The sequence below is a fragment of the Acidisoma cellulosilyticum genome (genome assembly GCF_020621385.1).
Lineage (GTDB): Bacteria > Pseudomonadota > Alphaproteobacteria > Acetobacterales > Acetobacteraceae > Acidisoma > Acidisoma cellulosilyticum.
Genome location: NZ_JAESVA010000007.1, coordinates 230,894 through 252,815, shown reverse-complemented (window position 1 = coordinate 252,815; position 21,922 = coordinate 230,894). Strand labels below are relative to the sequence as shown.

The 21,922-nt window shown below is 64.3% G+C and carries 21 protein-coding genes and 1 tRNA gene; 13 read left to right on the top strand and 9 right to left on the bottom strand.

Features of this window, described 5'->3' with window-relative positions; translation table 11 throughout:
- Window positions 1–19: 19 nt before the first annotated feature.
- On the bottom strand, window positions 20–307 hold the full coding sequence (groES, locus tag ACELLULO517_RS19965; protein ID WP_227309178.1) for a co-chaperone GroES: 288 nt from the start codon (window positions 305–307) through the stop codon (window positions 20–22).
- A 337-nt stretch (window positions 308–644) separates the two neighbouring features.
- Here groES and ACELLULO517_RS19960 point away from each other — a divergent pair, with 337 nt between their 5' ends.
- The 4 genes from ACELLULO517_RS19960 (at window position 645) to ACELLULO517_RS19945 (ending at window position 3,818) form a co-directional block, all read left to right on the top strand.
- Entirely contained in the window at window positions 645–908 is a 264-nt protein-coding gene (locus tag ACELLULO517_RS19960; RefSeq protein WP_227309177.1) for an usg protein, read from the top strand.
- Window positions 909–1,065: 157 nt separating this feature from the next.
- Entirely contained in the window at window positions 1,066–2,517 is a 1,452-nt protein-coding gene (gene tldD, locus ACELLULO517_RS19955; RefSeq protein WP_227309176.1) for a metalloprotease TldD, read from the top strand.
- Between the two features lie 19 nt (window positions 2,518–2,536).
- Entirely contained in the window at window positions 2,537–3,379 is an 843-nt protein-coding gene (locus tag ACELLULO517_RS19950) for an AraC family transcriptional regulator (protein WP_227309175.1), read from the top strand.
- 31 nt (window positions 3,380–3,410) lie between these two features.
- Window positions 3,411–3,818: a DUF2000 domain-containing protein gene (locus ACELLULO517_RS19945; RefSeq protein ID WP_227309174.1), complete on the top strand. Its 408-nt coding sequence runs from the start codon at window positions 3,411–3,413 to the stop codon at window positions 3,816–3,818.
- Between the two features lie 8 nt (window positions 3,819–3,826).
- Here the strand turns inward: ACELLULO517_RS19945 and ACELLULO517_RS19940 are convergent, their stop codons facing one another.
- The 3 genes from ACELLULO517_RS19940 to ACELLULO517_RS19930 all read right to left on the bottom strand — a co-directional run bounded on the left by ACELLULO517_RS19940 (window position 3,827) and on the right by ACELLULO517_RS19930 (window position 6,923).
- Window positions 3,827–4,888, bottom strand: a complete 1,062-nt coding sequence (locus ACELLULO517_RS19940) for a hypothetical protein (RefSeq protein WP_227309173.1) — start codon at window positions 4,886–4,888, stop codon at window positions 3,827–3,829.
- Window positions 4,889–4,900: 12 nt separating this feature from the next.
- Window positions 4,901–5,866, bottom strand: coding sequence for an Hsp33 family molecular chaperone HslO (gene hslO, locus ACELLULO517_RS19935; protein WP_227309172.1), 966 nt, complete (start codon window positions 5,864–5,866; stop codon window positions 4,901–4,903).
- A gap of 97 nt (window positions 5,867–5,963) precedes the next feature.
- The gene (locus ACELLULO517_RS19930) at window positions 5,964–6,923 is read right to left on the bottom strand and encodes a DUF2125 domain-containing protein (RefSeq protein WP_227309171.1); all 960 of its coding nucleotides are present in this window, start codon (window positions 6,921–6,923) and stop codon (window positions 5,964–5,966) included.
- A gap of 86 nt (window positions 6,924–7,009) precedes the next feature.
- On the opposite strand from ACELLULO517_RS19930, the gene ACELLULO517_RS19925 reads away from it, so the two are divergent.
- From ACELLULO517_RS19925 to ACELLULO517_RS19915, 3 genes are all read left to right on the top strand, one after another.
- A complete protein-coding gene (locus ACELLULO517_RS19925; protein WP_227309170.1) occupies window positions 7,010–8,239 on the top strand; it encodes an argininosuccinate synthase in 1,230 nt (409 codons plus the stop codon).
- A gap of 155 nt (window positions 8,240–8,394) precedes the next feature.
- Window positions 8,395–8,619, top strand: coding sequence for an AbrB/MazE/SpoVT family DNA-binding domain-containing protein (locus tag ACELLULO517_RS19920; RefSeq protein ID WP_227309169.1), 225 nt, complete (start codon window positions 8,395–8,397; stop codon window positions 8,617–8,619).
- Window positions 8,616–8,999, top strand: coding sequence for a type II toxin-antitoxin system death-on-curing family toxin (locus tag ACELLULO517_RS19915; RefSeq protein WP_227309168.1), 384 nt, complete (start codon window positions 8,616–8,618; stop codon window positions 8,997–8,999). Before ACELLULO517_RS19920 ends, ACELLULO517_RS19915 begins: the two co-directional genes overlap by 4 nt.
- A 470-nt stretch (window positions 9,000–9,469) precedes the next feature.
- On the opposite strand, the gene ACELLULO517_RS19910 is transcribed toward ACELLULO517_RS19915, so the two are convergent.
- The 3 genes from ACELLULO517_RS19910 to ACELLULO517_RS19900 form a co-directional block, all read right to left on the bottom strand.
- Window positions 9,470–9,543: transfer RNA gene (locus ACELLULO517_RS19910), tRNA-Gly, on the bottom strand.
- A 58-nt stretch (window positions 9,544–9,601) separates the two neighbouring features.
- Window positions 9,602–11,008 (bottom strand): homospermidine synthase, encoded by a 1,407-nt coding sequence (locus ACELLULO517_RS19905; protein WP_227309167.1) that lies wholly within the window; start codon window positions 11,006–11,008, stop codon window positions 9,602–9,604.
- A 70-nt stretch (window positions 11,009–11,078) separates the two neighbouring features.
- Entirely contained in the window at window positions 11,079–12,317 is a 1,239-nt protein-coding gene (locus ACELLULO517_RS19900; RefSeq protein WP_227309166.1) for a type III PLP-dependent enzyme, read from the bottom strand.
- Window positions 12,318–12,782: 465 nt separating this feature from the next.
- Here ACELLULO517_RS19900 and ACELLULO517_RS19895 point away from each other — a divergent pair, with 465 nt between their 5' ends.
- From ACELLULO517_RS19895 to tal, 3 genes are all read left to right on the top strand, one after another.
- A complete protein-coding gene (locus tag ACELLULO517_RS19895) occupies window positions 12,783–13,532 on the top strand; it encodes a helix-turn-helix transcriptional regulator (RefSeq protein ID WP_227309165.1) in 750 nt (249 codons plus the stop codon).
- A gap of 130 nt (window positions 13,533–13,662) precedes the next feature.
- Entirely contained in the window at window positions 13,663–14,661 is a 999-nt protein-coding gene (gene glk, locus ACELLULO517_RS19890) for a glucokinase (RefSeq protein ID WP_227309164.1), read from the top strand.
- Between the two features lie 97 nt (window positions 14,662–14,758).
- Entirely contained in the window at window positions 14,759–15,841 is a 1,083-nt protein-coding gene (gene tal / locus ACELLULO517_RS19885; RefSeq protein WP_227309163.1) for a transaldolase, read from the top strand.
- Window positions 15,842–16,013: 172 nt separating this feature from the next.
- Here the strand turns inward: tal and ACELLULO517_RS19880 are convergent, their stop codons facing one another.
- Entirely contained in the window at window positions 16,014–17,039 is a 1,026-nt protein-coding gene (locus tag ACELLULO517_RS19880; protein ID WP_227309162.1) for a sugar-binding transcriptional regulator, read from the bottom strand.
- Window positions 17,040–17,166: 127 nt separating this feature from the next.
- Here ACELLULO517_RS19880 and ACELLULO517_RS19875 point away from each other — a divergent pair, with 127 nt between their 5' ends.
- The 3 genes from ACELLULO517_RS19875 to ACELLULO517_RS19865 all read left to right on the top strand — a co-directional run bounded on the left by ACELLULO517_RS19875 (window position 17,167) and on the right by ACELLULO517_RS19865 (window position 21,065).
- Window positions 17,167–19,227: a bifunctional aldolase/short-chain dehydrogenase gene (locus ACELLULO517_RS19875; RefSeq protein WP_227309161.1), complete on the top strand. Its 2,061-nt coding sequence runs from the start codon at window positions 17,167–17,169 to the stop codon at window positions 19,225–19,227.
- Window positions 19,228–19,305: 78 nt separating this feature from the next.
- A complete protein-coding gene (locus ACELLULO517_RS19870; RefSeq protein ID WP_227309160.1) occupies window positions 19,306–20,265 on the top strand; it encodes a carbohydrate kinase family protein in 960 nt (319 codons plus the stop codon).
- On the top strand, window positions 20,265–21,065 hold the full coding sequence (locus ACELLULO517_RS19865) for a Cof-type HAD-IIB family hydrolase (RefSeq protein WP_227309159.1): 801 nt from the start codon (window positions 20,265–20,267) through the stop codon (window positions 21,063–21,065). Before ACELLULO517_RS19870 ends, ACELLULO517_RS19865 begins: the two co-directional genes overlap by 1 nt.
- A 20-nt stretch (window positions 21,066–21,085) precedes the next feature.
- On the opposite strand, the gene ACELLULO517_RS19860 is transcribed toward ACELLULO517_RS19865, so the two are convergent.
- Window positions 21,086–21,718, bottom strand: coding sequence for an ABC transporter substrate-binding protein (locus tag ACELLULO517_RS19860; protein ID WP_227309158.1), 633 nt, complete (start codon window positions 21,716–21,718; stop codon window positions 21,086–21,088).
- Window positions 21,719–21,922 lie beyond the last annotated feature (204 nt).

Sequence of the window (21,922 nt, the reverse complement as noted above, 5' to 3'; positions counted from 1 at the left end):
TAAGGCCGCCGTCGCGTGATTAGGCGATCACACCCATGATGTCAGACTCCTTCATGATCAGGAGTTCTTCACCATCGATCTTGACCTCGGTGCCGGACCACTTGCCGAACAGGATCTTGTCGCCGGCCTTAACGTCGAGCGCGACGATCGCGCCCTGCTCGTTACGCGCACCGGCGCCGACGGCGATGACTTCGCCTTCCATCGGCTTTTCCTTGGCGGTATCGGGGATGATGATGCCGCCGGCAGTCTTTTCTTCCGCGGTCAAGCGGCGAACAACAACGCGGTCGTGTAGCGGACGGAATTTCATTCGGATCGCTCCTGAATGGGGTGTGTTGAGCTTTAACCCGCTGGCGGCCCAAAAAGCGGCACCGGCCTGCGCGTCTTGGCACTCTCTTCGTGAGAGTGCCAGCGATCTAGCCACTCCCCCCGCCAGTGTCAATGATTTCGGCAGCACTCTCAGGGGTCGAGTGCTAATGCGCTGATCTTGTTGCGTTTTTTCTTGTGGCAACTTGATGAATTTGTCATCGTCCTGATGGCCAGGGTGAAGGCGCCCCAATACCCGCCGGATCCCGACCGTCCACAGCATCAGATTGGTAACGACAGCCGCATTCCAACCACCCTCTTCAAACGGCAAGGATGATAGAATGAGCCTGGCTCTCCAGCTGCGTGACTTTCGCCTGACGACCGCGGAAATCCTCTATCGCCTGCCAGACCACCCCGCCGTTTTGCAGACCTATATCTGGCAGGAGTTGGATCTGGCCCCGGACTACCCGACGCTCCGCCGCTTTCTCGATTTCTGGAAACGCGAGATCGAAGGACCGCTCCATTCCGTCCGCGTCAGTCACGCGGGCAGCCTCATCGCCCCGCCGCGATGGCGCCATGTGGACGTCAACCTCACCCTCCATTGACCGGACTTTCAGGACCGCCGCGCGGGCACCGCATGACACGGTGCTTGCCGAGGACGGGACTGTGATGGTGCAATAGGCCTCTGGCATCGCCATTTGGCAGTCAGGGGCCTGCGTCGCCATGCGGCCTGCGCCCGATTCTTGTGAAAGTCCTTGTCCCATGCTGCCCTCCGCGACCCCACTGGAAACCACCGACGGGCTGTTCTTCGGCCAGGACGGCAGCGAGCTGGATCGTGCCGCCGCCGAGCAATTGGTGCAGCAGACGCTGACCGGCGCCGATGACGGCGAGCTTTTCCTGGAATACCGGGAGAGCGAGGCCCTGGCGCTGGAAGACGGCCGCATCCGCACGGCCAGTTCCGATACCGCCCTCGGCTTCGGCCTGCGCGCCGTCTCGGGCGAGGCGACCGGCTATGCCCATGCCGGCGAGATGTCCGAGGCTGCGCTGAATCGCGCCGCCGACAGCGTCCGCGCCGTGCGATCCGGCCATTCGGGGGAGTTCATGGCCGCCCCGCAGGCAACCAATCAACGTCTTTACAGCGGCGACAATCCGCTGCGCACGACGGAATTCGCGGTCCGTGCCGCGCTTCTGTCTGAGATCGACGCCTATGCCCGCGCGCTTGACCCCCGGGTGACGCAGGTGATGGCCTCGCTCTACGGCGAATGGCAGGCCGTGCAGATCCTGCGCGCCGATGGCAGCCGCGTCGCCGATCTGCGCCCGCTCGTGCGGCTGAACGTCTCGGTCGTGGTCGAGCAGGACGGACGGCGCGAGACGGGCGGCCATGGTACCGGCGGGCGGTTCAGCTATGCCCAGATCATGGACGGCGCCGTCTGGCGGGCCTCCGCCGATGAGGCGCTGCGCCAGGCGCTGCTTAATCTCGACAGCGTCGCGGCACCTGCGGGGGAGATGGAGGTCGTGCTCGGCTCCGGCTGGCCCGGCATCCTGCTGCATGAAGCGATCGGCCATGGGCTGGAAGGCGATTTCAACCGGAAGAAGACCTCGGCTTTCGCGGGCCTGCTCGGCCAGCGCGTGGCCAGCCCGGGCGTCACCATCGTCGATGACGGCACCCTGCCTGACCGGCGCGGCAGCCTGACGGTCGATGATGAAGGCACGCCGACCAGCCGCACGGTCATGATCGAGGACGGCATTCTCGTCGGCTATATTCAGGACCGGCTCAATGCGCGGCTGATGAATATGCGCGCGACCGGCAATGGCCGCCGCCAGTCCTATGCCCATGCGCCGATGCCGCGCATGACCAATACGATCATGCTGAACGGCCAGCATTCGCCGGAGGAGATGATCCGCTCGGTGAAACGCGGCCTATACGCCGTGAATTTCGGCGGCGGCCAGGTCGATATCACCTCGGGCAAATTCGTCTTCTCGGCCTCCGAGGCTTACATGATCGAGGACGGCAAGCTCGGCGCCCCGGTGAAGGGTGCCACCATCATCGGCAATGGTCCGGATGCACTGACCAAGGTGACGATGATCGGCAATGACTTGGCGCTCGATCCCGGCATCGGCACCTGCGGCAAGCAAGGCCAGGGCGTGCCGGTCGGCGTCGGGCAGCCGCATCTGAAGATGGCGGGACTGACCATCGGCGGCACCGCGCGCTGATTCCATTCAGGCGGAGCCGATGTCTTCGCCTGACCGGATTTCCTTCGCGCGCGACGCGGCCAGCGGTATCGAGGGGCTGGCTGCGCGCTTCGCGGGCCATGCCTATGACCTGCACCGGCATGACGAATGGCTGGTCGGCGTCACCGATAACGGCGTGCAGGATTTTCTGTGCCGCGGCACACGCCAAAAGAGCACGACCGGGCGCGTGATTCTCATTGAACCGCAGGAAGCGCATGACGGTCAGGCCGGCGCCCAAGGCGGATTCGCATACCGCATGCTCTATCTGCCGCGTAAATGGTTGAAGCGGGGGCTGCGGGACGGACAGGACAGCGATCCGGGTTTTCTGACGACGCTCTGCGACGATCCGGCGCTCGGTCTTGCCATCGGCCATGCCTACGTGGCCCTGCGGCAATCAGCCGAGCAATTGCGGCGCGATGCTGCCCTGGACAGCGTGCTGGATAGGCTAAGGCCGCATCTGCTGCGGCCTGAGCGCGCATCCGCAAACAAAGAAGCCCCTGCCATCGCCCGGCGTGCCCGCGACCGTCTGCATGATGCATTGACCGAGGATATCGGCGCGGATGCCCTGGCCAAAGCGGCCGGCGCGGCAGACCGGTTCCAGCTCGCGCGCGCCTTTCGCACCGCCTACGGCACCAGCCCCCATGCCTATCGGCTGCAGACCCGGCTGCTCCAGGCGCGGCAGTTGCTCGCCACAGGGATCAGCCCAGCGGCCGTCGCCGCTGATTGCGGTTTCGCGGATCAAAGCCATCTGGGCCGGCGCTTTCGCCGCGCCTATGGCATCGCGCCCGGCGCCTATCGCCTGCTCTGCACGGGCGTTCCAGACCGACAGCCAACGATGCCCTGAAAGTCTCGCCCTTCTTGTGAGGGGAAAAAGCATGTTCGAGACCAAGGTGGCCATTCTGGTGCTGGAAGATCTCGCCGTCTGGCAGAAGCTGAACGTGACGGCATTTCTGGCAACCGGCGTCGCGGCGGCAGCACCGGACGCTATCGGTGAGTTTTACGAGGATGCGCTCGGCCGGCCGCATGGTCGGATGCTCATCCAGCCCATGCTGATCTTCGCGGCGACATCAGCCTTATTGCAAAGGGCCTTTGCCCAATCGATCGAGCGCGGGATCGACCGCGCCGTCTATGTCAGGGCGATGTTCGCAACCGGGAATGACGCGGATAACCGCGCGGTCTTCAAACAGGAACCCGCAGAGCAGCCCGATCTGGTCGGGCTCGCTCTGCGGGGTCTGAAAAAGGATGTCGACAAGGCCACCAAGGGCGCCAAGCTCCATCCCTGAACCCATCGTTACGGCGTAATGTTTGCCGGCAGTGCCGGCAAATTGGCCGAAGACGCCGGGGCCGGTTTCGGTACCGGGGCGGGTGCCGGAGCAGGCGCGGGCGCAGGTGCGGGAGCCGGCGCGGGTATGGCTGCCGGCACGGTCGCACCCATCGTGCCGTTCGGCTGCACGGGCACCAATTGCGGCATCGCGGCCGGGGCGGCAGGCATGGCCGGCGTCAGCTGCGTCGGCGCGCCCGGCATCGCCGGGGCCGAGAGGTCCTGGTCGGTCGGCACCGGATTGCCCTGGGGCATGCCAAGATCACCGCCCGGCATCGTATCCGTATCGGTCGGCATCGGCGGCACCGCTGCCGGCATGGCCATGCCCGGCATCGCCGGGGCGGGTTGGCTGCCGCCCAGCGGCACCGCCGCGCCAGTGACCGGGGCGCCAATGACCGGGGCGCCGGGTCCGCTCAACGGTACGGCCTGCACCGGCGTCGGCGCTGACGGCCCGCCAATGACGGCGGAACCCCCGCCGACGATCCAGCGCGGCAGATTGTTGCGGATCTGATACTCAAGCTCGACATTCTCGGCATTCACCAGATCCTGCGTCATGGCATACAGGAAGGCCCGCAGCGCAGTCTGGCTAGTATCGTCCGGCATGGTCCGGGTCCGGCTGACGCTCGCATCCGTATAGCCGCGCGAGCGGCCGTCGGCGGAGCGCACGGTCAGGCGTAGCGAGATATTGCCGACAGCCGTGTCGTTCACCTGATTGATCGACGCGCTGTTGATGGTGATCGTCGCCGTGCCGCCGGCGCCGCCGGCGACCAGACGATCCTGGATCATCTGCTGCACCGCCTGCAGCGGCGCCTCCGGGCTCATCGGGTCAAGATCGGTGCCGCCCTGGCCCGGCGCGAAATTCACGACCGTCTGGACGGAGGCGACATTGAGCGAGATCGGCGCCAGATAGTTGTAGCGCAAGGGCGGGAAGTTTTGCGGCACGCTGTCATCCCCGCCGCAGCCGGCGAGCAGAAGCGGCGCCGACAGCGCGGCACCGAGCAGCAGATGGCGGAACATCGACGAGCGTCTCACGAAGGTCTTCTCCTATTGCAGGCGGGCGTCGGATTGACCGCGCAGATCGGCGCGGGGAAAACGGAAATCCATGTTGCAGAATTCGCAGGTCATGGTGATGTCGTCACCCTGCGCCATCTCGTCCAGCTCATCCGGCGTGAATTGTTCCAGAATTCCGGTCAGCTTGGCGCGCGAGCAGCGGCAGCCATAGCCCAGCGCCCGGGCGCGGTCGACGGCCACGCCTTCGGTATGGAATAGGCGATAGAGAAGACGCTCGGGCGTCAGCGCATCGTCCAGCAGTTCCGCGTCCGAGATCGTGGAAGCGAGCGTAACCGCCGTATGCCAGCTCTCGTCCTGCTCGGCGTCCGACATCGCCAGATTGCCGTCGCCGCCCGAGGCGATGCGCTCCAGAATCAGCGCGCTCGCCCGCCAGCCTTGTTCAGTCTGGGCGCAGGCAAGATGGATGGAGCACTGGAACTGCTCGCTGGTCGTGAAGTAATGCAGCGCCATATTGGACAGGTCCGGGCCTTCGATGGCGACGATACCCTGGTGCCGTTCGGTCTCTGGCCCCTGATCGACGGTAAAGGCCAGATAGCCTTGGCCCAGCAATTCGGCGTCCGTCGCGGTATCGGGATCGTCAAGCATCGCGAGCTTATCATTGTCGCCGCGGGCATAGCCGCGCAGCGTGCCCTCATCGGTGCAATCCGTCAGCAGCAGATCGACCGGCCCGTCGCCCTTGGCCTGAAGGCTGAAGGTGCCGGAATATTTCAGCGAGGTCGCCAGCGCCGCCGTCAGAGCGAGCGCCTTGCCGGCCAGCCGCGTCACCGCATGCGGATTATGCGCATGGCGGCTGAGCAGCGCCTCGGCCAATGGCCCCAGCTTGATCAGGCGACCGCGCACCGGACGGTCGGGCAGGAAAAACGGCGTCACACCCTGAGGCACGACGACATCGGGAAGATTGGGACGGCCACTGTCAAGAAAGGCGGGAAGATCGTTCATACCAACTCACTTAAGGCGCCGAGGTCGGTTTCGCCATCTGCTATTGCGCATTGAACACCCGAGATTTCGAGCCCCGGCGATAAGAGCAATCCCGCCTCTACTGCGGCCAGCGGAACAAGGGAATTGGCCCCAGCCTTACGAGACCGTCATCCAAGATCAGCGGCGCGGCTCTGTTCGGTGCCATCACCAGGCTTGCGACGGCGGTCATGGCACGGGCTTCCGGCTTGGTCATGACCTTCGCCTCCGCCAGTGTCAGCATGGCCTGATCGAGGCCTTGCGCCGTCACATTCACCATCCCTTGCAGCTTGCGGTCAGCGGCGAGGTCGAACTGCCCGGTCGCATTCAGCGTCAGCGGACCGTCGTCGAGATGGAAGGCACGAAGCGTCAGGCTGGGCTTGGCAGGCAGGCCCGAAACCACCGTATCGAAGGACAGAAACGCCGGATTGCCGAGGGCCGCCATATGCGAGCGCGGCAGGCCGATGTCGTGCAACTGGGCTGCGAGGGTAAGGTCCGGGCCAGCGGCGTTCAGCGCGGCCGCTATGCTGGCGATCGACACGGGTTGAACCTTGCCCGAACCCGCCGGCCAGGCAGCCAGAATGGCTGAGGCATTGCCCCGGATCAGGCCCAGCCGATCCCCGGGCAGCAAAGCCGCGAGCGCCGTCATTGTCTGCGCCTGGAAGGCAATCGGCGGATTTTGACCGAGGGTGACCGACTGGCGCCCGTCGATGCCGATGAACAGATTGCCGGTGTGGCGGATATCCAGCGCGAGCGTCACTTGTCCCGCCTGCCAGACACCGCCGCCGGGTAGATAAGACCGGCTGACCTGGACCGAGACATTCGTCAGCCGGATGCCGGCCGCCATCGGCCAGCCGGTCCGCACCGGCGGGTCATGGCGGATGGTGAAACCGGCCGCCTGGGCTTGGCTTTCCCAGGACGCCAGATGATCCGCCAGCCGTCCGGCCAGCAGATACCAGGCGCCGGTCCAGCCCCCGACAAGGACCAGAACCAGCAGAATCAGGACCGCGAGGGACCGTCTGAAGCGACGCCGTTTGCTCATGCACATCCATATCGCGATGGCGGCGCTTGTCGCCACCCTGCCCCATGCTTATGCCTTTGGGGGATCGTTAGTGACCGGAGACCAAGATGGCCGCGAAATCCGTGAAGAAAGTCGTGCTCGCCTATTCGGGCGGGCTCGATACCAGCGTTATCCTGAAATGGTTGCAGCAGACCTATGGCTGTGAAGTCGTGACCTTCACGGCCGATCTCGGTCAGGGCGAGGAGCTGGAACCCGCTCGCCGCAAGGCCGAACTGGCCGGGGTGAAGCAGATTTTCGTGGACGACCTGCGCGAAACATTCGTGAAGGATTTCGTCTTCCCCATGTTCCGCGCCAATGCGCTGTACGAAGGCCAGTATCTTCTCGGCACCTCCATCGCGCGGCCGCTCATCGCCCAGCGCCAGATCGAGATCGCCGAAGAAGTCGGCGCCGACGCCGTCGCCCATGGCGCAACCGGCAAGGGCAATGATCAGGTTCGCTTCGAACTCGCCTATTATGCGCTGAAGCCGGATGTGACGGTCATCGCCCCCTGGCGCGAATGGGACCTGACGAGCCGCACGCGCTTGATCGAATTCGCGGAAAAGAACCAGATTCAGGTCACCAAGGACAAGCGCGGCGAGGCCCCTTTCTCGGTCGACGCGAACCTTCTCCACTCGTCCTCCGAGGGCAAGATCCTCGAAGACCCCGCAGTCGAAGCGGATGAGATCGTCTATCAGCGCACCATCAGCCCGGAAAATGCGCCGGACGTGGCGACGACCATCACCATGGATTTCCACAACGGCGATGCGGTCGCGATCAATGGCGTGGCGCTGTCGCCGGCGACCCTGCTGACCGAGCTCAACGCCCTCGGCAAAGCCAATGGCATCGGCCGGCTCGATCTGGTCGAGAACCGCTTCGTCGGTATGAAGTCCCGCGGCATCTACGAGACGCCGGGCGGCACCATCCTGCTCGCCGCCCATCGCGGCATCGAAAGCATCACGCTGGATCGGGAGGCTGCCCATCTCAAGGACAGCCTGATGCCGCGCTATGCCGAGCTGATCTATAACGGCTTCTGGTTCAGCCCCGAGCGGCGGATGCTGCAGGCGCTGATCGATACCAGCCAGGGCTCGGTCACCGGCCGCGTCACGCTGAAGCTGTACAAGGGCAATGTCACGGTCATCGGCCGCGAGAGCCCGAACAGCCTCTATTCCATGAAGGTCGTGACCTTCGAGGACGATCAGGGCGCCTATAATCAGGTCGACGCGCAGGGCTTCATCAAGCTGCAGGCGCTGCGCCTGCGCCTGGGGGCCGCCGCCGGCCGGCGCGGCGGCACGCCTTAACTGTATCAATATGTCGCCCGCGCACTCGTTGCGCGGGTCTACCCGTCGCGGCTCCCTGACGGCGTTTGGGCGCCCGCATCGTTAGGCGCCGCCGAACAAGTCCGCGAATAAGCGTGAAAGATGTGTTATAACCCCTGTGCAAACAGGGGGTCGCGATGGTCGCGTTGAAGCTGACGAGCATCGGCAATTCTGTCGGTGTCATCCTGCCCAAAGATATGCTGGCGAAACTAGGCATCGGTAAGGGCGACACGCTTTATGCGATCGAGACGCCCGAGGGTGTCCGACTTTCCACGAGCGATCCTGTTTTCGAAGCACAGATGGATGAGGCGCGGCGGATCATGAAGGAACGGCGCGCCGTCCTGCATGAGCTGGCCAAGTGACGGTTTGGCTCGGGCGTCAACTTATTCTCGCAATCCATGACGAACAGCTTCGCGAGCATGGCGGTGCTGCCGGCATCAGGGATGAAGGGCTGTTGGAGAGCGCTCTGGCCCGCCCATTGAATAGGGCAGGCTATGAGACATTGGAGACAGCCGAGCTGGCCGGCATCTACGCCATCGCGATTGCACGAAACCATCCGTTCATCGACGGCAACAAGCGCACGGCCTATGTCGCCCTGGAACTTTTCCTGGCGCTGAACGGTATGCGGTTTGCGGCAACCGATGCCGAGGCGGTCGTCACCATGCTGCAAATGGCAGCCGGTGACCTGACCGACGATGTTTTTCTATCCTGGGTCAAACAGAATGCGGAACTGAAAGGCTGAAACAGATGAAGCGGGCAACGACGTCGCTTTCCTTTTCTGTCTTGCCCGCCTTGCTTCCCTTCCTCGTCGTCCTCGGTACCCGCCGTGGCGCTCTCTCTTCTCGTCATCCCCGGACTTGTTGTTCAGACCGGGGAACGACCCGAAGGGGCGCCCTGACGGCGTTTGGGCGCCGGAACGGGTAGACCCTCTGCGGCGCTCTCTCTTCTCGTCATCCCCGGACTTGTTTCGGGGAACGACCCGCCGGTGCGCCCTGACGGCGTTTGGGCGCCGGAACGGGTAGACCCGCTGCGGCGCTCTCTCTTCTCGTCATCCCCGGACTTGTTCCGGGGAACGACCCGACGGGGCGCCCTGACGGCGTTTGGGCGCCGGAACGGGTAGACCCGCGGCATGAAGCCGCGGGCGACAGTGAAGTGGAGTGCGCGGGCGACGATAAGAGAGCTGGCGGCGTAAAATACAAAAAGGCAATGAGATGGAGCGGGCGAAGGGAATCGAACCCTCCTAGCTAGCTTGGAAGGCTAGAGCATTACCACTATGCTACGCCCGCCCATATGAGCCTCAATACCCGCCTTCCGGCGGGTATCGCAAGCCCTCCAGGCTCTTCCTCAGACGACGCGGAAATTGCCGAACAGCCAGGGATCGCTGGCATCGACCGCCTCGGGGAACAGCACGCCGCGATCGACGAGCGGGGTCCAGTCGGAATAGACGCCCACAACCTCGCCCAGATAGGGCTTCGTGATTTCCAGAATGCGGTCATGGTCGATCGCGTCGGGCTCGATAATGCCGGCGCGCGGGTTTTCCATCGCCCAGATGACGCCGGCCAGCACCGCCGCCGTCACCTGCAGGCTGGTCGCATTGTTATAGGGCGCCAGGCTGCGCGCTTCCTCGATCGTCAGGCGCGAGCCGTACCAATAGGCGCCGTTCGCATGGCCCATCAGCAGCACGCCGAGCTCGTCCGTGCCGGAGATGATCTCATCCATCATCAGCCGGGTGCGGCTCTGCATGTTCCAGTTCTTGCCGGCGAGTTCATGCACCGACAGCACCGCGTCATCGGCCGGGTGATAGGCGTAGTGAACGGTCGGGCGATAGGCGACCTCGTCACCGTTCTTCACGGTGTAGTAGTCGGCGATCGAGATCGACTCGTTATGCGTGATCAGGAAGCCATGGAAGGGACCTTCCTGCGGCGTCCAGGTCCGCACGCGGGTGGAGGCACCGGGACGTTCCAGGTAGATCGCGGCACCCGACCCGAAATCATGGCGGCGCGCGTCAGCCGGCCAGACCGTCTCATGCGTGCCCCAGCCGAGTTCCGCCGGCTGGCAGCCCTCACCCACGAAACCGTCCACCGACCAGGTATTGACGAACTCGTCGCGCTCTTTCGGAATATTGGCGACCTGCGTGTCGCGCTCGGCGATATGGATGACCTTGACCGACAGGGTCTGGGCCAGCGCGCCCCATTCCGCGCGCGTCGTCGGCACGGTCGTGACCACGCCGGTATCCTGCGCGAGGTTGAGCAGCGCCTGCTTTACGAAATGCGAGACCAGGCCGGGATTGGCGCCATGGGTGATCAGCGCGGTCGGGCCGTTATTGTCGCCTTCGCGCAAAGCCAAAGCTGATTCGCGAAGCCCGTAGTTGGAGCGCGCGGAAGCCGAAAGCGCGGTATCGGTATAGCCGCCCAGCCAGGGCTCGACGCAGGTATCGAGATAAAGCGCGCCGACCTCGCGGCAGAAGGCGATCAGCGCCACGGAGGAGACATCGACCGAGAGGTTGAGCAGGAAATCGCCCTGACCGACCAGCGGGCTGAGGACCTCGCGGAAATTCTCCCGCGTCAGCGGCGCGATGATGTAGCGGACGCCCATTTCTGCGGCGACCCGGCTGCCGCGCTCGTCCGAATTCACGATCGTGACCTGGGACGGCTCCATGCCGATATGACGCAGCAACAAGGGCAGAACGCCCTGGCCAATGCTGCCACAACCAACCATCACCAAGCGGCCAGAGAACGAAACGTGCTTCACTTATCGAGAACTCCCAGTGAGAAGACGGTGAGAGAAGAACCGCCGCCCGCAGACAGGGGCGGCAGCTTGGTCAGGCCGCCAGATCGAGCTGGTCGTCACCCGGATGACCCGGGGTCTGCAGCATGGGCTGGTCACGCACGGCCACCGTCTCGGCACAGCCGAAACCGTTGAATTCGGTCGCGAGGCAAGCGCCATAGGCGCCGAGCTGACCGATTTCGATCCAATCGCCTTCGCGGATATCCGCCGGCAGGAAGAACGGACCCTTCATATAGTCGGCGCTGTCGCAGGTCGGGCCGAAGAAGGCGAAAGCCTCCAGCGTCGCCGCCGAACGGGCGCCACCGTCGCGGATCAGACGCGCCGGAAAGCGGAAAGCCGGTGCGCCCGCATCCGACAGGCTGCCGTAGACGCCGTCGTTGATGTACAGCGTATCGCCGCGGCGATGCTGCACTTGCACGACGACGGAGCTGCCGGCCGCGACCAGCGCCCGGCCAGGCTCGGCCCAAAGGCGCGCCTGGGGCAGGTTCAGGTCGTCGAAAGCCCCTTCGATTTCAGCGAAATAGGCGCCGAGCGGGGGCGGCTCCAGATCGGGGTAGCTCACCGGAAAACCACCGCCGACATCGACGACGTCGATCGCGACACCGGCCTGGCGGATCGCCTCGCCGGCCAGCGCCAGGGCGCGGCGATAGGCGAGCGGGTCCATGCATTGCGAACCGACATGGAAGGAGACGCCAAGGCGCACCACGAGCGGACGGGCCGCACGCAGCAGAGCCACAGCTTCCTCAAGCGGCGCACCGAATTTGCCGGACAGGTCATACAGCGCATTGCCGCGCGGCAGGCCCAGGCGCACGACCAGGCCAAGATCCTGGGCATTGCCGGTCTCGGTCATAATCTTCGCCAGCTCTTCCGCGCTGTCGAGCACGAAGTCACGCACGTCATGAAGGCGGTAAGCCTCGCGGATCGCCGAGCGGGCCTTCACCGGATGCATGAAATGGATCACCGCGTCCGGGAACAGGCCACGCACGAGCGCCACTTCGCCGGCGGACGCGCAGTCGAAATGGCGCACGCCGCCATCCCACAGGGCTTCCAGCACGTCCGCGTCCGGGTTGCACTTCACGGCATAGAGCACGTCACCCCGGAATTCCGCGACGAAACGCGCGGCGGTCGCCCGCAGCACGGCCGGGCGCAGGCAATGGATCGATTCCTCGGGCCGGCTGGACTGGATGATCTCATCCACCGACGGCGGGACCGCAGCGGAAACAGCGGTGCGGCGCAGAGCGGTCAAGGCATTCGGGGGGCGAATATGGCTCATCGGGCAATCCTCCTAACACCCGCGGTTACCCACGAATGTGACGTCTTGAACAAGGATGGAACGCAGGGGACCGTCACCCGTGGCGCGAAACCACAGGGCGACGAAGAAGGCTGGGGCTCAGGCCGGCTTAACCGGCATCACCCTCAGACGGTTTTGCGATGAGCGAGCATCGCAGCGTGCGTAACAGAAAACATATCGTTTCCCTTCAGGACGCCGGTCAGACTTGGGACCGACTGGACCAAAAAGGACGCGTTACGTCGTTGCTGTGCCCCTTTGGGGCTCGCGGCACGTGCGATTGCGTCAAGCCATGCGCCGATAGTCAGCGCGGAAGGTGATATAGAGCGAATTGCAGCCTGCGGGGATGCCGATCTTTCCCCTCGGTTATGCTTGTAGAGCGTGACTAATCGGGGTTTTCTGGAATTGGCTCACTGCGGCATTCGGGCCGCGGCTCAAGGTTACGAATTCATGATATCGACAGAGCGCACCAAAGCCCCGCCACCGGCCTCCGTCAAAGCGGTCAGCGTCATGGGAGCGGGTGCAGATCAGGCTGCCGCGCTCATCGCGTCATTGCCGATGCTGGAGAATGCGGCCGAGGATGGTGCGGCCCTCAATATCGCGGCGCTGGCTTTGAACATGTTCGCCTTGCCCACGTTTCTTGTCCGCTCGAACTGCGAAATCATCGCCTCCAGCGGTACCGGCCCGGCTTTGCTGCAAACATCGCGTGCGTTCTACGCCCATCACGGCAAACTGACGGTGCGCCGAGCCAGTGATACCCAGGCCATGCTTGAGGCTGTCGGCCGGGTCATCGCTCATGGCACGGGGGAGCTGTTGCGCTTCCTGACCCGGCAGGAAGAAGCCAGCGCGCTGATGCGGCTTCACGCCGTGCCTGAACGGCCGCTGGTCATCGTCACCATCGCCGAGCTGCGCGCCCCCATGCTGTTGGCGCAAGGCTGGTCGACAGCCGCTTTCGGCTTCTCCGCCCCCCATGCGGCCTTGGCGGAAAGCTTGGCCCACGGCCATAGCCTGGCCGATTTCGCGGAAGCCCATAACCTGCCGATCGGCACCGTGCGCACGCGGCTCAAGAAACTCCTGATCCAGACAGGCACAAGCTCCCAGGCTTCTCTGGCGGCGATGCTGCAGCGCGCTTCGGTGATCATGAGCGGGGCGGAAAGGCTGGCAAACCCGCCGAAAGCCCGTCGGTCTGCCGGCTCCTAACCGGCGGCCTGGCCGCGTTTGACCTGCTCACGCATCACGCTATGGTGCCGCCGAGATCGGCCACGGACCAACGATGCGGTGTCTGAATTCTAGCCTGCGCGCGGCCCCCGATCTGGGAGGAGCTTGACTGATGCTCATTGCCGGTGACGTTGGCGGAACCAAGACCCGCCTCGCCCTTGTTTCGCCTGATAAGGGGCCCCGGGATTTCCTCGCCGAAGAGGAATTTCCCAGCCAGGACTATCCGGGGCTGGAACCGATCATCGAGAAATTCCTCAAGACGCACATGAAGACTGCGGAGCCGGTCACGAATGCCTGCTTCGATGTCGCAGGTCCCGTCATCGACGGCCATGCCCATCTCACCAATCTGCCCTGGAATCTGGACGAGAAGGTCCTGGCGCGCGACCTCAACCTCAAGACGGTCAGCCTGCTGAACGACCTCAAAGCCATCGCCCATGCCGTGCCGCATCTGCTGCCGGAGGAGACGACCGTCATCAATGCCGGCCGCGCCGTGCAGAATGCCGCCATCGGCATCATGGCGCCGGGCACCGGTCTCGGCGAAGCCTTCCTGATCTGGGCCGGCGATCGGTATATCGCCTGCGAGTCCGAAGGCGGCCATACGGATTTCGCGCCCATCAACCAGGTCCAGGACGGCCTCTGGTCTTACGTCACCGACCGTTTCCGCCACGCGGGGTATGAGCGCGTCTGCGCCGGCTCCGGCGTTCCCAATGTCTATGACTTCGTGCGTTCCCGCGACCCGGCGGCTGAACCGCCGGCTTTCGCGACAAAGCTGCATGAAGCGCATGACCGCACGCCGCTGATCATCGACGCTGCCTTGCACGACGCCGATAATAACCCCTTGGCCGCCGAAACGCTCCGCATCGTTATCGACATCTGGGGCGCCGAGGCCGGCAATCTGGCATTGAAAGTGATGGCGACGGGGGGCATCTACTTGGCAGGTGGCATGCCGCCGCGCCTGATGCCGCAGCTTCAGGATGGCGCCTTCATGCAGACCTTCGCCGCCAAGGGCCGCTTCGCGAATATGCTGCGCAACGTTCCCGTGCATGTCATCATGATCAATGCAGCCCTTCTGGGCGCCTCCATTTACGGGCTGGAACAAGCGGCGAAATAGTCAGCGCTCTCTGTTATAATACGCCTCTCAGAGTTGCGACGTGCCGACCGAGATCCAGACGACACGCCACACAGGCAAGCGATAAAGGAACCACATCATGGCTTCGACCGCACCTCAGGAACTCAACACGCTCGGCCAGAGTCTGTGGCTGGACAATATCACCCGCGACCTTCTCGATAGCGGCACGCTGAAAAGCTATATCGAGACGAAGTCGGTCACGGGCCTGACGTCCAACCCGACCATCTTCGACAATGCGATTTCCAAAAGCACCTGGTACGACGCGGAAATCCACAAGCAGCTCGACGCCGGCCACAAGGGCGAAGAACTGTTCTTCAACATGGCGATCCAGGACCTGTCCCGCGCCGCCGACCTCTTCCTGCCGATCTATGAGCGTACCGGCACGGTGGACGGCTTCGTTTCCCTCGAAGTCTCCCCGCTCTTTGCCTATGACACCGCCGCGACCGTGAAGCAGGCCGCGGCGCTTCACGCCCAGGCCGCGAAGCCGAACCTCTTCATCAAGATCCCGGGCACCCCGGAAGGCCTGCCGGCGATCGAAGACGCCATCTATGCCGGCGTGCCGATCAACGTGACGCTGCTCTTCTCGGCCGACCATTATCTGGCCTGCGCCGAAGCCTATCTGCGTGGGTTGGAGCGCCGGGTCGCCGAAGGCAAGTCCCCGGACGTGCGTTCGGTCGCCTCGCTGTTCATCAGCCGCTGGGACGGCGCCGTGGGCGACAAGGTTCCGGCCGAGATCAAGAACACGCTCGGCCTCGCGGTCGGTCAGCAGACCTACAAGGCCTATCGTGACCTGCTCGCCAGCGACCGTTGGCAGCGCCTGGAAAACCTTGGCGCCCATCCGCAGCGCCTGCTCTTCGCCTCCACCGGCACCAAGGACAAGAACGCGTCCGACACGCTGTACATCACGGGTCTGGCCGCGCCGAATACCGTCAACACCATGCCGGAAGGCACGCTGCTCGCTTTCGCCGATCACGGCGTGATGGGTGGCGCGCTGACGGCTGATGGCGGTAATTTCGCCGCAGTGCTGAAGGCCCATATGGAGGCCGGCATCGACCTGACCGCCCTCTCCGAGGAGCTGCAGGCCGCCGGCGCCAAGGGCTTCGTGAAATCCTGGCACGAGCTGATGGCCGCGATCGACGAAAAGTCGAAGGTTCTGAGCTAAATCAGGCCTGAATTTTCTAAATGGTCATCCCCGGGCTTGACCCGGGGACCCATCTTTTGGGCGTCCAGACGATTGGATGGCCGGGTCAAGCCCGGCCATGACGAATTTAGGGAATGTTCCAATTAACATCGCGAAAACGCCCCATGCTGGTGACAGCATGGGGCGTTTTCGTTCAGCCCCCTGGCGGCTCGGGCATTGCCAGCAGGGCTTGCGCCGTCGCCTCATCCGTCACCAGCACCGTGACATAGCCGCCGGCCAGCAAAGCCAGGATTGGCGCTGCCTTGTCAGGGCCGGCGGCCACGCAAATCCGCTCGGGGATCAGCGCGATATCCGGGATCGTCATGCCGATCAGCCGGTCGTCCAGCTCCCCGTCGACGACGCGGCCCTCGGCATCGATAAACCGCCCGGCCAGGACCGCGACCGCACCACGGTCCCGATAGGGCTGTCCTTCCTCCGGTGACAGAAAACCGGTGTCGAAGGCCGTGCTTGACGCTTCCACGCTGCCGACGCCGTAGATGATCTTGTTGCAGGTGCTCATGATGCGGAACTGCTCGATCAGCGTCGGTTCGTTCATCAACATGCGCTTCATCTCGGCGCTGGAAACGATGCCCGGCGCATGCAGATAGACGCAGCGCCCGCCGATGCGATTGGCAATGTTCGACGCGCAGGCCTCCGCCGAAAAGCGATAGGTACCGATGGCGCTGCCGGTGATCTGCACGACGGAAACGCCCGGCAATACCTGCGGCACCATCGCCTGGGACAGCGCCAGCACCGTGCGCCCCCAGGAGACGCCGAGCACGTCATCCGGGCGCAGCGTCTCAGACAGCAGCTTTGCCGCCGCGCGGCCGACCCGGTCATGATCCGCTGAACGCCCGCCATCGCCCGGAACGACCAGGCAGTCGCGGATGCCGAAGCGCGCCTTGATGGCGCGGGCCAAGGTCACGCTCCGCAGATGCTCCGTCGCGACCGCGATGGAGACGGTGCCGTTCTCCCGCGCTTCCTGCAGCATGGTGACGACGCTGCCCCGCGAAATGCCCAGCGTGCGGGAGATGTCCTCCTGCGTCAGCCCCTCCTCGTAATAGAGCCAGGCCGCCCAGACGATGGCATCGCCCGCGAATTCGACCGGTGGCGTCAGCGCGTCGCGCCGCATGCGTGCGGGCGCGTCCGGCTTCGTCTCGGCAAGCTTGGTCCGACCCATTACGGTGCTCTCCATTCGTGCCCGTAACTTTGTCAGAGTTTATTGACATATGTCCAGACTGACTTCTACTATCCGCATCGGTTCACCAAGGTTGCCGCCAGAGCAGCCCAACACGGCGTCGAGGACGATGAAAAGCCTTTGGTCGGATGATGATGCCCGCGCCTGCGTCCGCCATTACGCGGAGCGTGGTGTGGGTGAGGATCTCGCGCTGCGCACCTATACGTCGCGCCTGCTGGGCAGCGTGCCTTGGCTGGTCATGCATGGCGGCGGCAATACCTCGGTCAAGACGCAACTGCCCGATCTGTTTGGGCAGCCTGTCGATGTGCTCTGCATCAAAGGCAGCGGCCGCGACCTGGCGGTGATCGAGCCGGACGGCCATCCCGCCGTGCGCCGCGCACCGCTGGACCAGTTCCGCAAGCTGGAGCGCATGTCGGACGAGGAGATGGTCAACGCCCAGCGGCAGAATCTTCTGGATACGACGGCGCCCAACCCGTCCGTGGAAACCCTGCTGCACGCCTATCTGCCGCAGAAATTCATCGATCATACGCATTCGGTCGTCTCGACGGCCATCGCCTGCCTGCCGGACGCGGAAGCGGTTTGCGCCCGTATCTTCGGCGGTCGCGTCGGCTTCGTGCCCTATATCATGCCGGGCTTTCAGCTGGCGAAGGCGGCCGGTGATGCCTTCGACCGCGATCCCTCCGTCCAGGGCCTGCTGCTCGCCAAGCACGGCATCTTCACGATGGGGCAGACGGCGCGCGAAGCCTATGAGTTGATGATCGAAATGGTCACGCTGATGGAGCGCTATGTCGCGGAAAACGGACAGGACAATCCTGGCCTGCATCCGGTGACGCTGCCGGCCGATCCGGCACCGGCATCGGCCATCTTCCCTGTTCTGCGCGGCATCCTGGCGAAATACGCGCCGGCCGGCGTGCCGACGCGTTGGCTGCTCAATCACCGCAGCAGCGACCGTATCCTGCATTTCGTCAATGGCAGCGCGCTGGCGGATTACGGCAAGCGCGGTGTCGCGACCCCCGAACAGGTCATCCGCATCAAATCCGCGCCCGCCATTCTGCCTGCGGCGAGCACGAGCGATCTCGCGAACTGGGCAGCAGAGGCGGAAACTGCGATCGCGGATTTCATCGCCGACTACGATGATTATTTCGCGCGCCACAATGCCCGCGTCGGCGGCATCAAGAAGCCGCTCGATCCGCTGCCCCGCGTTCTCGCCATACCCGGTTTCGGCATCGTCGGCATCGGCAAGACCGCGCAGGAATCGAGCATATCCTCGGACGTCGCGGAAGCCTGGATCGACGCCGTGCTGGACGCGGAAGCGGTCGGCACCTTCGAGTCGATCAGCGAAGCCGACCATTTCGACATGGAATACTGGTCGCTGGAACAGGCGAAGCTTGGCAAGGGCGCGGAGAAGCCGCTCGCCCGGCAGATCGTGGCCGTGACCGGCGGCGGTGGCGCTATCGGCCAGGCCGTCGCCCGCGCCTTCGCGTCGGAAGGTGCGGAAATCGCGGTGCTGGACCGGGACGCGGCGGCGGCAGAGGCCACCCGCAAGCTCATCGGCGGCCGCGCCTTGGCGCTCGCCTGCGATGTCACTGACGCGGCCGACGTGGCGCGCGCCATGGCCGCTGTCGCCACGCATTTCGGCGGGCTGGATATCCTCGTCTCCAACGCGGGTTCGGCCTCCACCGGCATGATGGCGGATATGCCGGACGCGGTGTTGCGGCAGAGTTTCGAGCTCAACTTCTTCGGGCATCAGAGCATGGCGCGCGCGGCCGTCGGCGTCATGCGCATGCAGGGCTTCGGTGGGGCGCTGCTCTTCAATGTCTCGAAACAGGCGGTCAATCCCGGTGCCAATTTCGGTGCCTACGGCACGGCCAAGGCGGCCCTGCTCGCCCTCGTCCGGCAATATGCGCTGGAACATGGCGCGGAAGGCATCCGCTCCAACGGCGTCAATGCCGATCGTATCCGCTCCGGCCTGCTCAATCCGGAGATGATCGCGGCCCGCGCCGCCGCGCGCGGCGTCTCGACCGCCGATTATATGGCGGGCAATATCCTGGGTCAGGAAGTCACCGCTCAGGACGTGGCGCAGGCCTTCGTCGCCTCCGCGCTGCTTGCCAAGACAACGGGCAATATCATCACTGTCGATGGTGGCAATGTCGCCGCCATGCTGCGCTGAAACCGACGGAGCCAGCCTAACCCCAAAACCGACTTGCCTCCCGATGGATCGTAGAATTCACGGAAAAGAACAGGAACCATGTCCGAGAAAACGCAACCGACCTACGATGTCAGCGTCGTAGGACTCTACTGCATCGATATCCTGGGCCGCCCGGTCCGGCGCATCCCCGACGGCGGCAATGCGGATTTCATCGATGAGATCCGCTTGACCGTCGCGGGCACCGCCGGCGGCACCATCGTCGATTGTGCCAAGCTCGGCCTCAAGGCACTCGCGGTCGGCGCCGTGGGGGAGGACGAGAAGGGCTTTTTCGTCCGTGCGACGCTGGAAAGCTTCGGCATCGATACCAGTGCGATGCAGCGCTACAAGGGCGTTCATACGGCGGCGTCCATCCTTGCCGTCCGGCCCAATGGGGAGCGGCCCTGCCTGCATGTCCGCGGCTCGTCCGACGCACTGCTGATCACGGAAGCCGAATATCCCCGCGTGCTCGACGCGCGCTTCGTCCATATGGGCGGCAACGGTCTTTTGGGGAAAATGGACGGCGAGCCCACGCGCGCCTTGCTGGCGGCCGCGAAAGCCGCCGGACGCGTCACGACCTTCGATCTCATCTTCGCGGAGGCCCCGCTGATGGCGAAGATCAGGCCGGCCATGGAATATGTCGACTATTTCGTGCCAAGCATCGAGGAAGCCTCAGCCCTCTGCGGGCATGAGACGCCGGAAGATTGCGCCAAATACTTTCACGATCTCGGCGTCGGCACCTGCGTGCTGACCATGGGCGGCGACGGCGCCTTCATCTCGACCGGCGACGCAAGTTTTCGGCTGCCGGCGCATGACATCAAGGTCGTCGACACCACCGGTTGCGGCGATGCCTTCACGGGCGGGTTGATCACGGCGCTCCATCACGACTGGGATATCGAGACAGCGGCGCGCTTCGCCGGCGCCTGCGGTGCGCTGGTCGCGGGCGGCCTGGGGTCGGATGCCGGCATCGTCGATTTCGATCAGACGGTCCTGGCCATGAACACCCTGCCGATCAAGCACTGATGCGTCCTCGTCTTCTCGTCTCCGACGTTGACGGCACCATCGTCCGGCATGACCGCCACCTTGCCCCCAGCACCATCCTGGCGGCCGCGCGGCTCAGACAAGCCGGCATTCGCCTCGCGCTGATCAGCAGCCGCCCGCCGGGCGGGCTCGCCCTGCTCCGCACACCGCTCGGGCTCGACACGCCCTGCGCCGGCTTCAACGGCGCGCTGGTGCAGGACGCGGCAGGACAGACCGTCGCTGAACACACCATCCCCGAAGACGCCTGCCGGGAAGCCGTGGCAAGGCTGGAGCGGGACGGGCTGGATGTCTGGGTCTTCGCGGGCGGCGAATGGCTCCTGCGCGACGCGCAGGCAGCCTATATCGCTCGCGAGCAACTTTCGATCAGCATGGGCTGGCGGGTCGTGCCGGACTTCACGCCCTATCTGGGCTCCGCGCATAAAGTGATGGGATCGAGCAAGGATTTCGCCCGATGCGCGAAAGCGGCAACAGGCTTGTCATTGGCTCTGGGGGGGCAGGCTGTCGTGCTCCGCAGCCAGGATTACTATGTCGATGTCACCCACCCTCGGGCGAATAAGGGCGAAGCGGCCAAGGTCATCGCCGGTCTGCTGGGCATCGATCCGGCAGAAATGGCGGCGATCGGCGATATGCCCAATGACCTGCCCATGTTCGCCGCCGCCGGACTTGCCGTCGCCATGGGCAATGCCTCGGACGCGGTGAAGGCGGCGGCCGCCATCACCGTCGCCGATAATGACAGCGACGGCTGGGCGGAAGCGGTCGACCGTATCATCGCGCTCGGCTGACACGGTCGATCGTCTTCATCTCAGACGGTGATCGCGCCGTTCGAGAGCGTCGAAACCTTGGACTTCAGGGTAGCGATCAACTGGCTGGCATCGCCTTTGGTGACCAGCGAGGCGAAATCCGAACGCTGCACCGCAACACGGCTGATGGTGCCGTCCAGCAGCACGTCGACCACCTTCCACCCCGCGCTCTCGTTGCGCATCACGTAATCGATGCGCAACGGATCGCGTTGCGGTTTCGTGATAGTTGTCGAAACGATCTGCTGGGCGCCGACCGCGCGGGTCGTCGGTGAAACGGAAATCACCCGGCCCTTATAGGCGTGGAAATTCGAGACATAGTTCGCGATCGTGAAGGCACGGAAGACGCTCAACAGCGCCTGCTGCTGCGCGGGCGGCACGGACGACCAATAGGCGCCGACTGAGACCCGCAGAATGCCCTGAAGGTCAAAGGCCTGATCCACGGCCGGTGCCAAGGTCTGGTAGCGCTGCTGGAAGGGCGTATGGCGGCCTTCCTTCATGATTTGCAGCAAGGGCACATAGAACTGGTTGATCGTGGCCGTGGGTCCGGCAGCGGACTGGGCCAGGGCCTGGGCACCGCTTGCGGCCATGACGAGCGGCACGCTCATCGCCAGCAGCTTACGTCTTGACACCGTCATGCGAAGCTCTCCTTGGGCATTGCTGAAAAATTGTCTCATCTTTAGATCGCGCGGACAGTATTTTTACAACCATTCACTCCTAGTGTGCTGGATATGAAGTTCGCTCTATCATCGCCACCCGTGGGTTGCGAACTTCAAATCCAAAAAGCACACTAGAATCATAGTTTTGCTAGTGTGGCCTTGATCCGGAAATTCGCGCTCAGG

Excerpts from the sequence above, each read along its gene's own strand:
- ACELLULO517_RS19925 (WP_227309170.1), top strand. The coding sequence starts at position 7,010 with ATGGCCGCGAAATCCGTGAAGAAAGTCGTGCTCGCCTATTCGGGCGGG.
- ACELLULO517_RS19960 (WP_227309177.1), top strand. The coding sequence starts at position 645 with ATGAGCCTGGCTCTCCAGCTGCGTGACTTTCGCCTGACGACCGCGGAA.
- ACELLULO517_RS19930 (WP_227309171.1), bottom strand. The coding sequence starts at position 6,923 with ATGAGCAAACGGCGTCGCTTCAGACGGTCCCTCGCGGTCCTGATTCTG.
- ACELLULO517_RS19950 (WP_227309175.1), top strand. The coding sequence starts at position 2,537 with ATGTCTTCGCCTGACCGGATTTCCTTCGCGCGCGACGCGGCCAGCGGT.
- ACELLULO517_RS19860 (WP_227309158.1), bottom strand. The coding sequence starts at position 21,718 with ATGACGGTGTCAAGACGTAAGCTGCTGGCGATGAGCGTGCCGCTCGTC.
- tldD (WP_227309176.1), top strand. The coding sequence starts at position 1,066 with ATGCTGCCCTCCGCGACCCCACTGGAAACCACCGACGGGCTGTTCTTC.
- ACELLULO517_RS19900 (WP_227309166.1), bottom strand. The coding sequence starts at position 12,317 with ATGAGCCATATTCGCCCCCCGAATGCCTTGACCGCTCTGCGCCGCACC.
- ACELLULO517_RS19920 (WP_227309169.1), top strand. The coding sequence starts at position 8,395 with ATGGTCGCGTTGAAGCTGACGAGCATCGGCAATTCTGTCGGTGTCATC.
- hslO (WP_227309172.1), bottom strand. The coding sequence starts at position 5,866 with ATGAACGATCTTCCCGCCTTTCTTGACAGTGGCCGTCCCAATCTTCCC.
- ACELLULO517_RS19945 (WP_227309174.1), top strand. The coding sequence starts at position 3,411 with ATGTTCGAGACCAAGGTGGCCATTCTGGTGCTGGAAGATCTCGCCGTC.
- ACELLULO517_RS19895 (WP_227309165.1), top strand. The coding sequence starts at position 12,783 with ATGATATCGACAGAGCGCACCAAAGCCCCGCCACCGGCCTCCGTCAAA.
- ACELLULO517_RS19870 (WP_227309160.1), top strand. The coding sequence starts at position 19,306 with ATGTCCGAGAAAACGCAACCGACCTACGATGTCAGCGTCGTAGGACTC.
- ACELLULO517_RS19880 (WP_227309162.1), bottom strand. The coding sequence starts at position 17,039 with ATGGGTCGGACCAAGCTTGCCGAGACGAAGCCGGACGCGCCCGCACGC.
- ACELLULO517_RS19865 (WP_227309159.1), top strand. The coding sequence starts at position 20,265 with ATGCGTCCTCGTCTTCTCGTCTCCGACGTTGACGGCACCATCGTCCGG.
- glk (WP_227309164.1), top strand. The coding sequence starts at position 13,663 with ATGCTCATTGCCGGTGACGTTGGCGGAACCAAGACCCGCCTCGCCCTT.
- ACELLULO517_RS19875 (WP_227309161.1), top strand. The coding sequence starts at position 17,167 with ATGAAAAGCCTTTGGTCGGATGATGATGCCCGCGCCTGCGTCCGCCAT.
- groES (WP_227309178.1), bottom strand. The coding sequence starts at position 307 with ATGAAATTCCGTCCGCTACACGACCGCGTTGTTGTTCGCCGCTTGACC.
- tal (WP_227309163.1), top strand. The coding sequence starts at position 14,759 with ATGGCTTCGACCGCACCTCAGGAACTCAACACGCTCGGCCAGAGTCTG.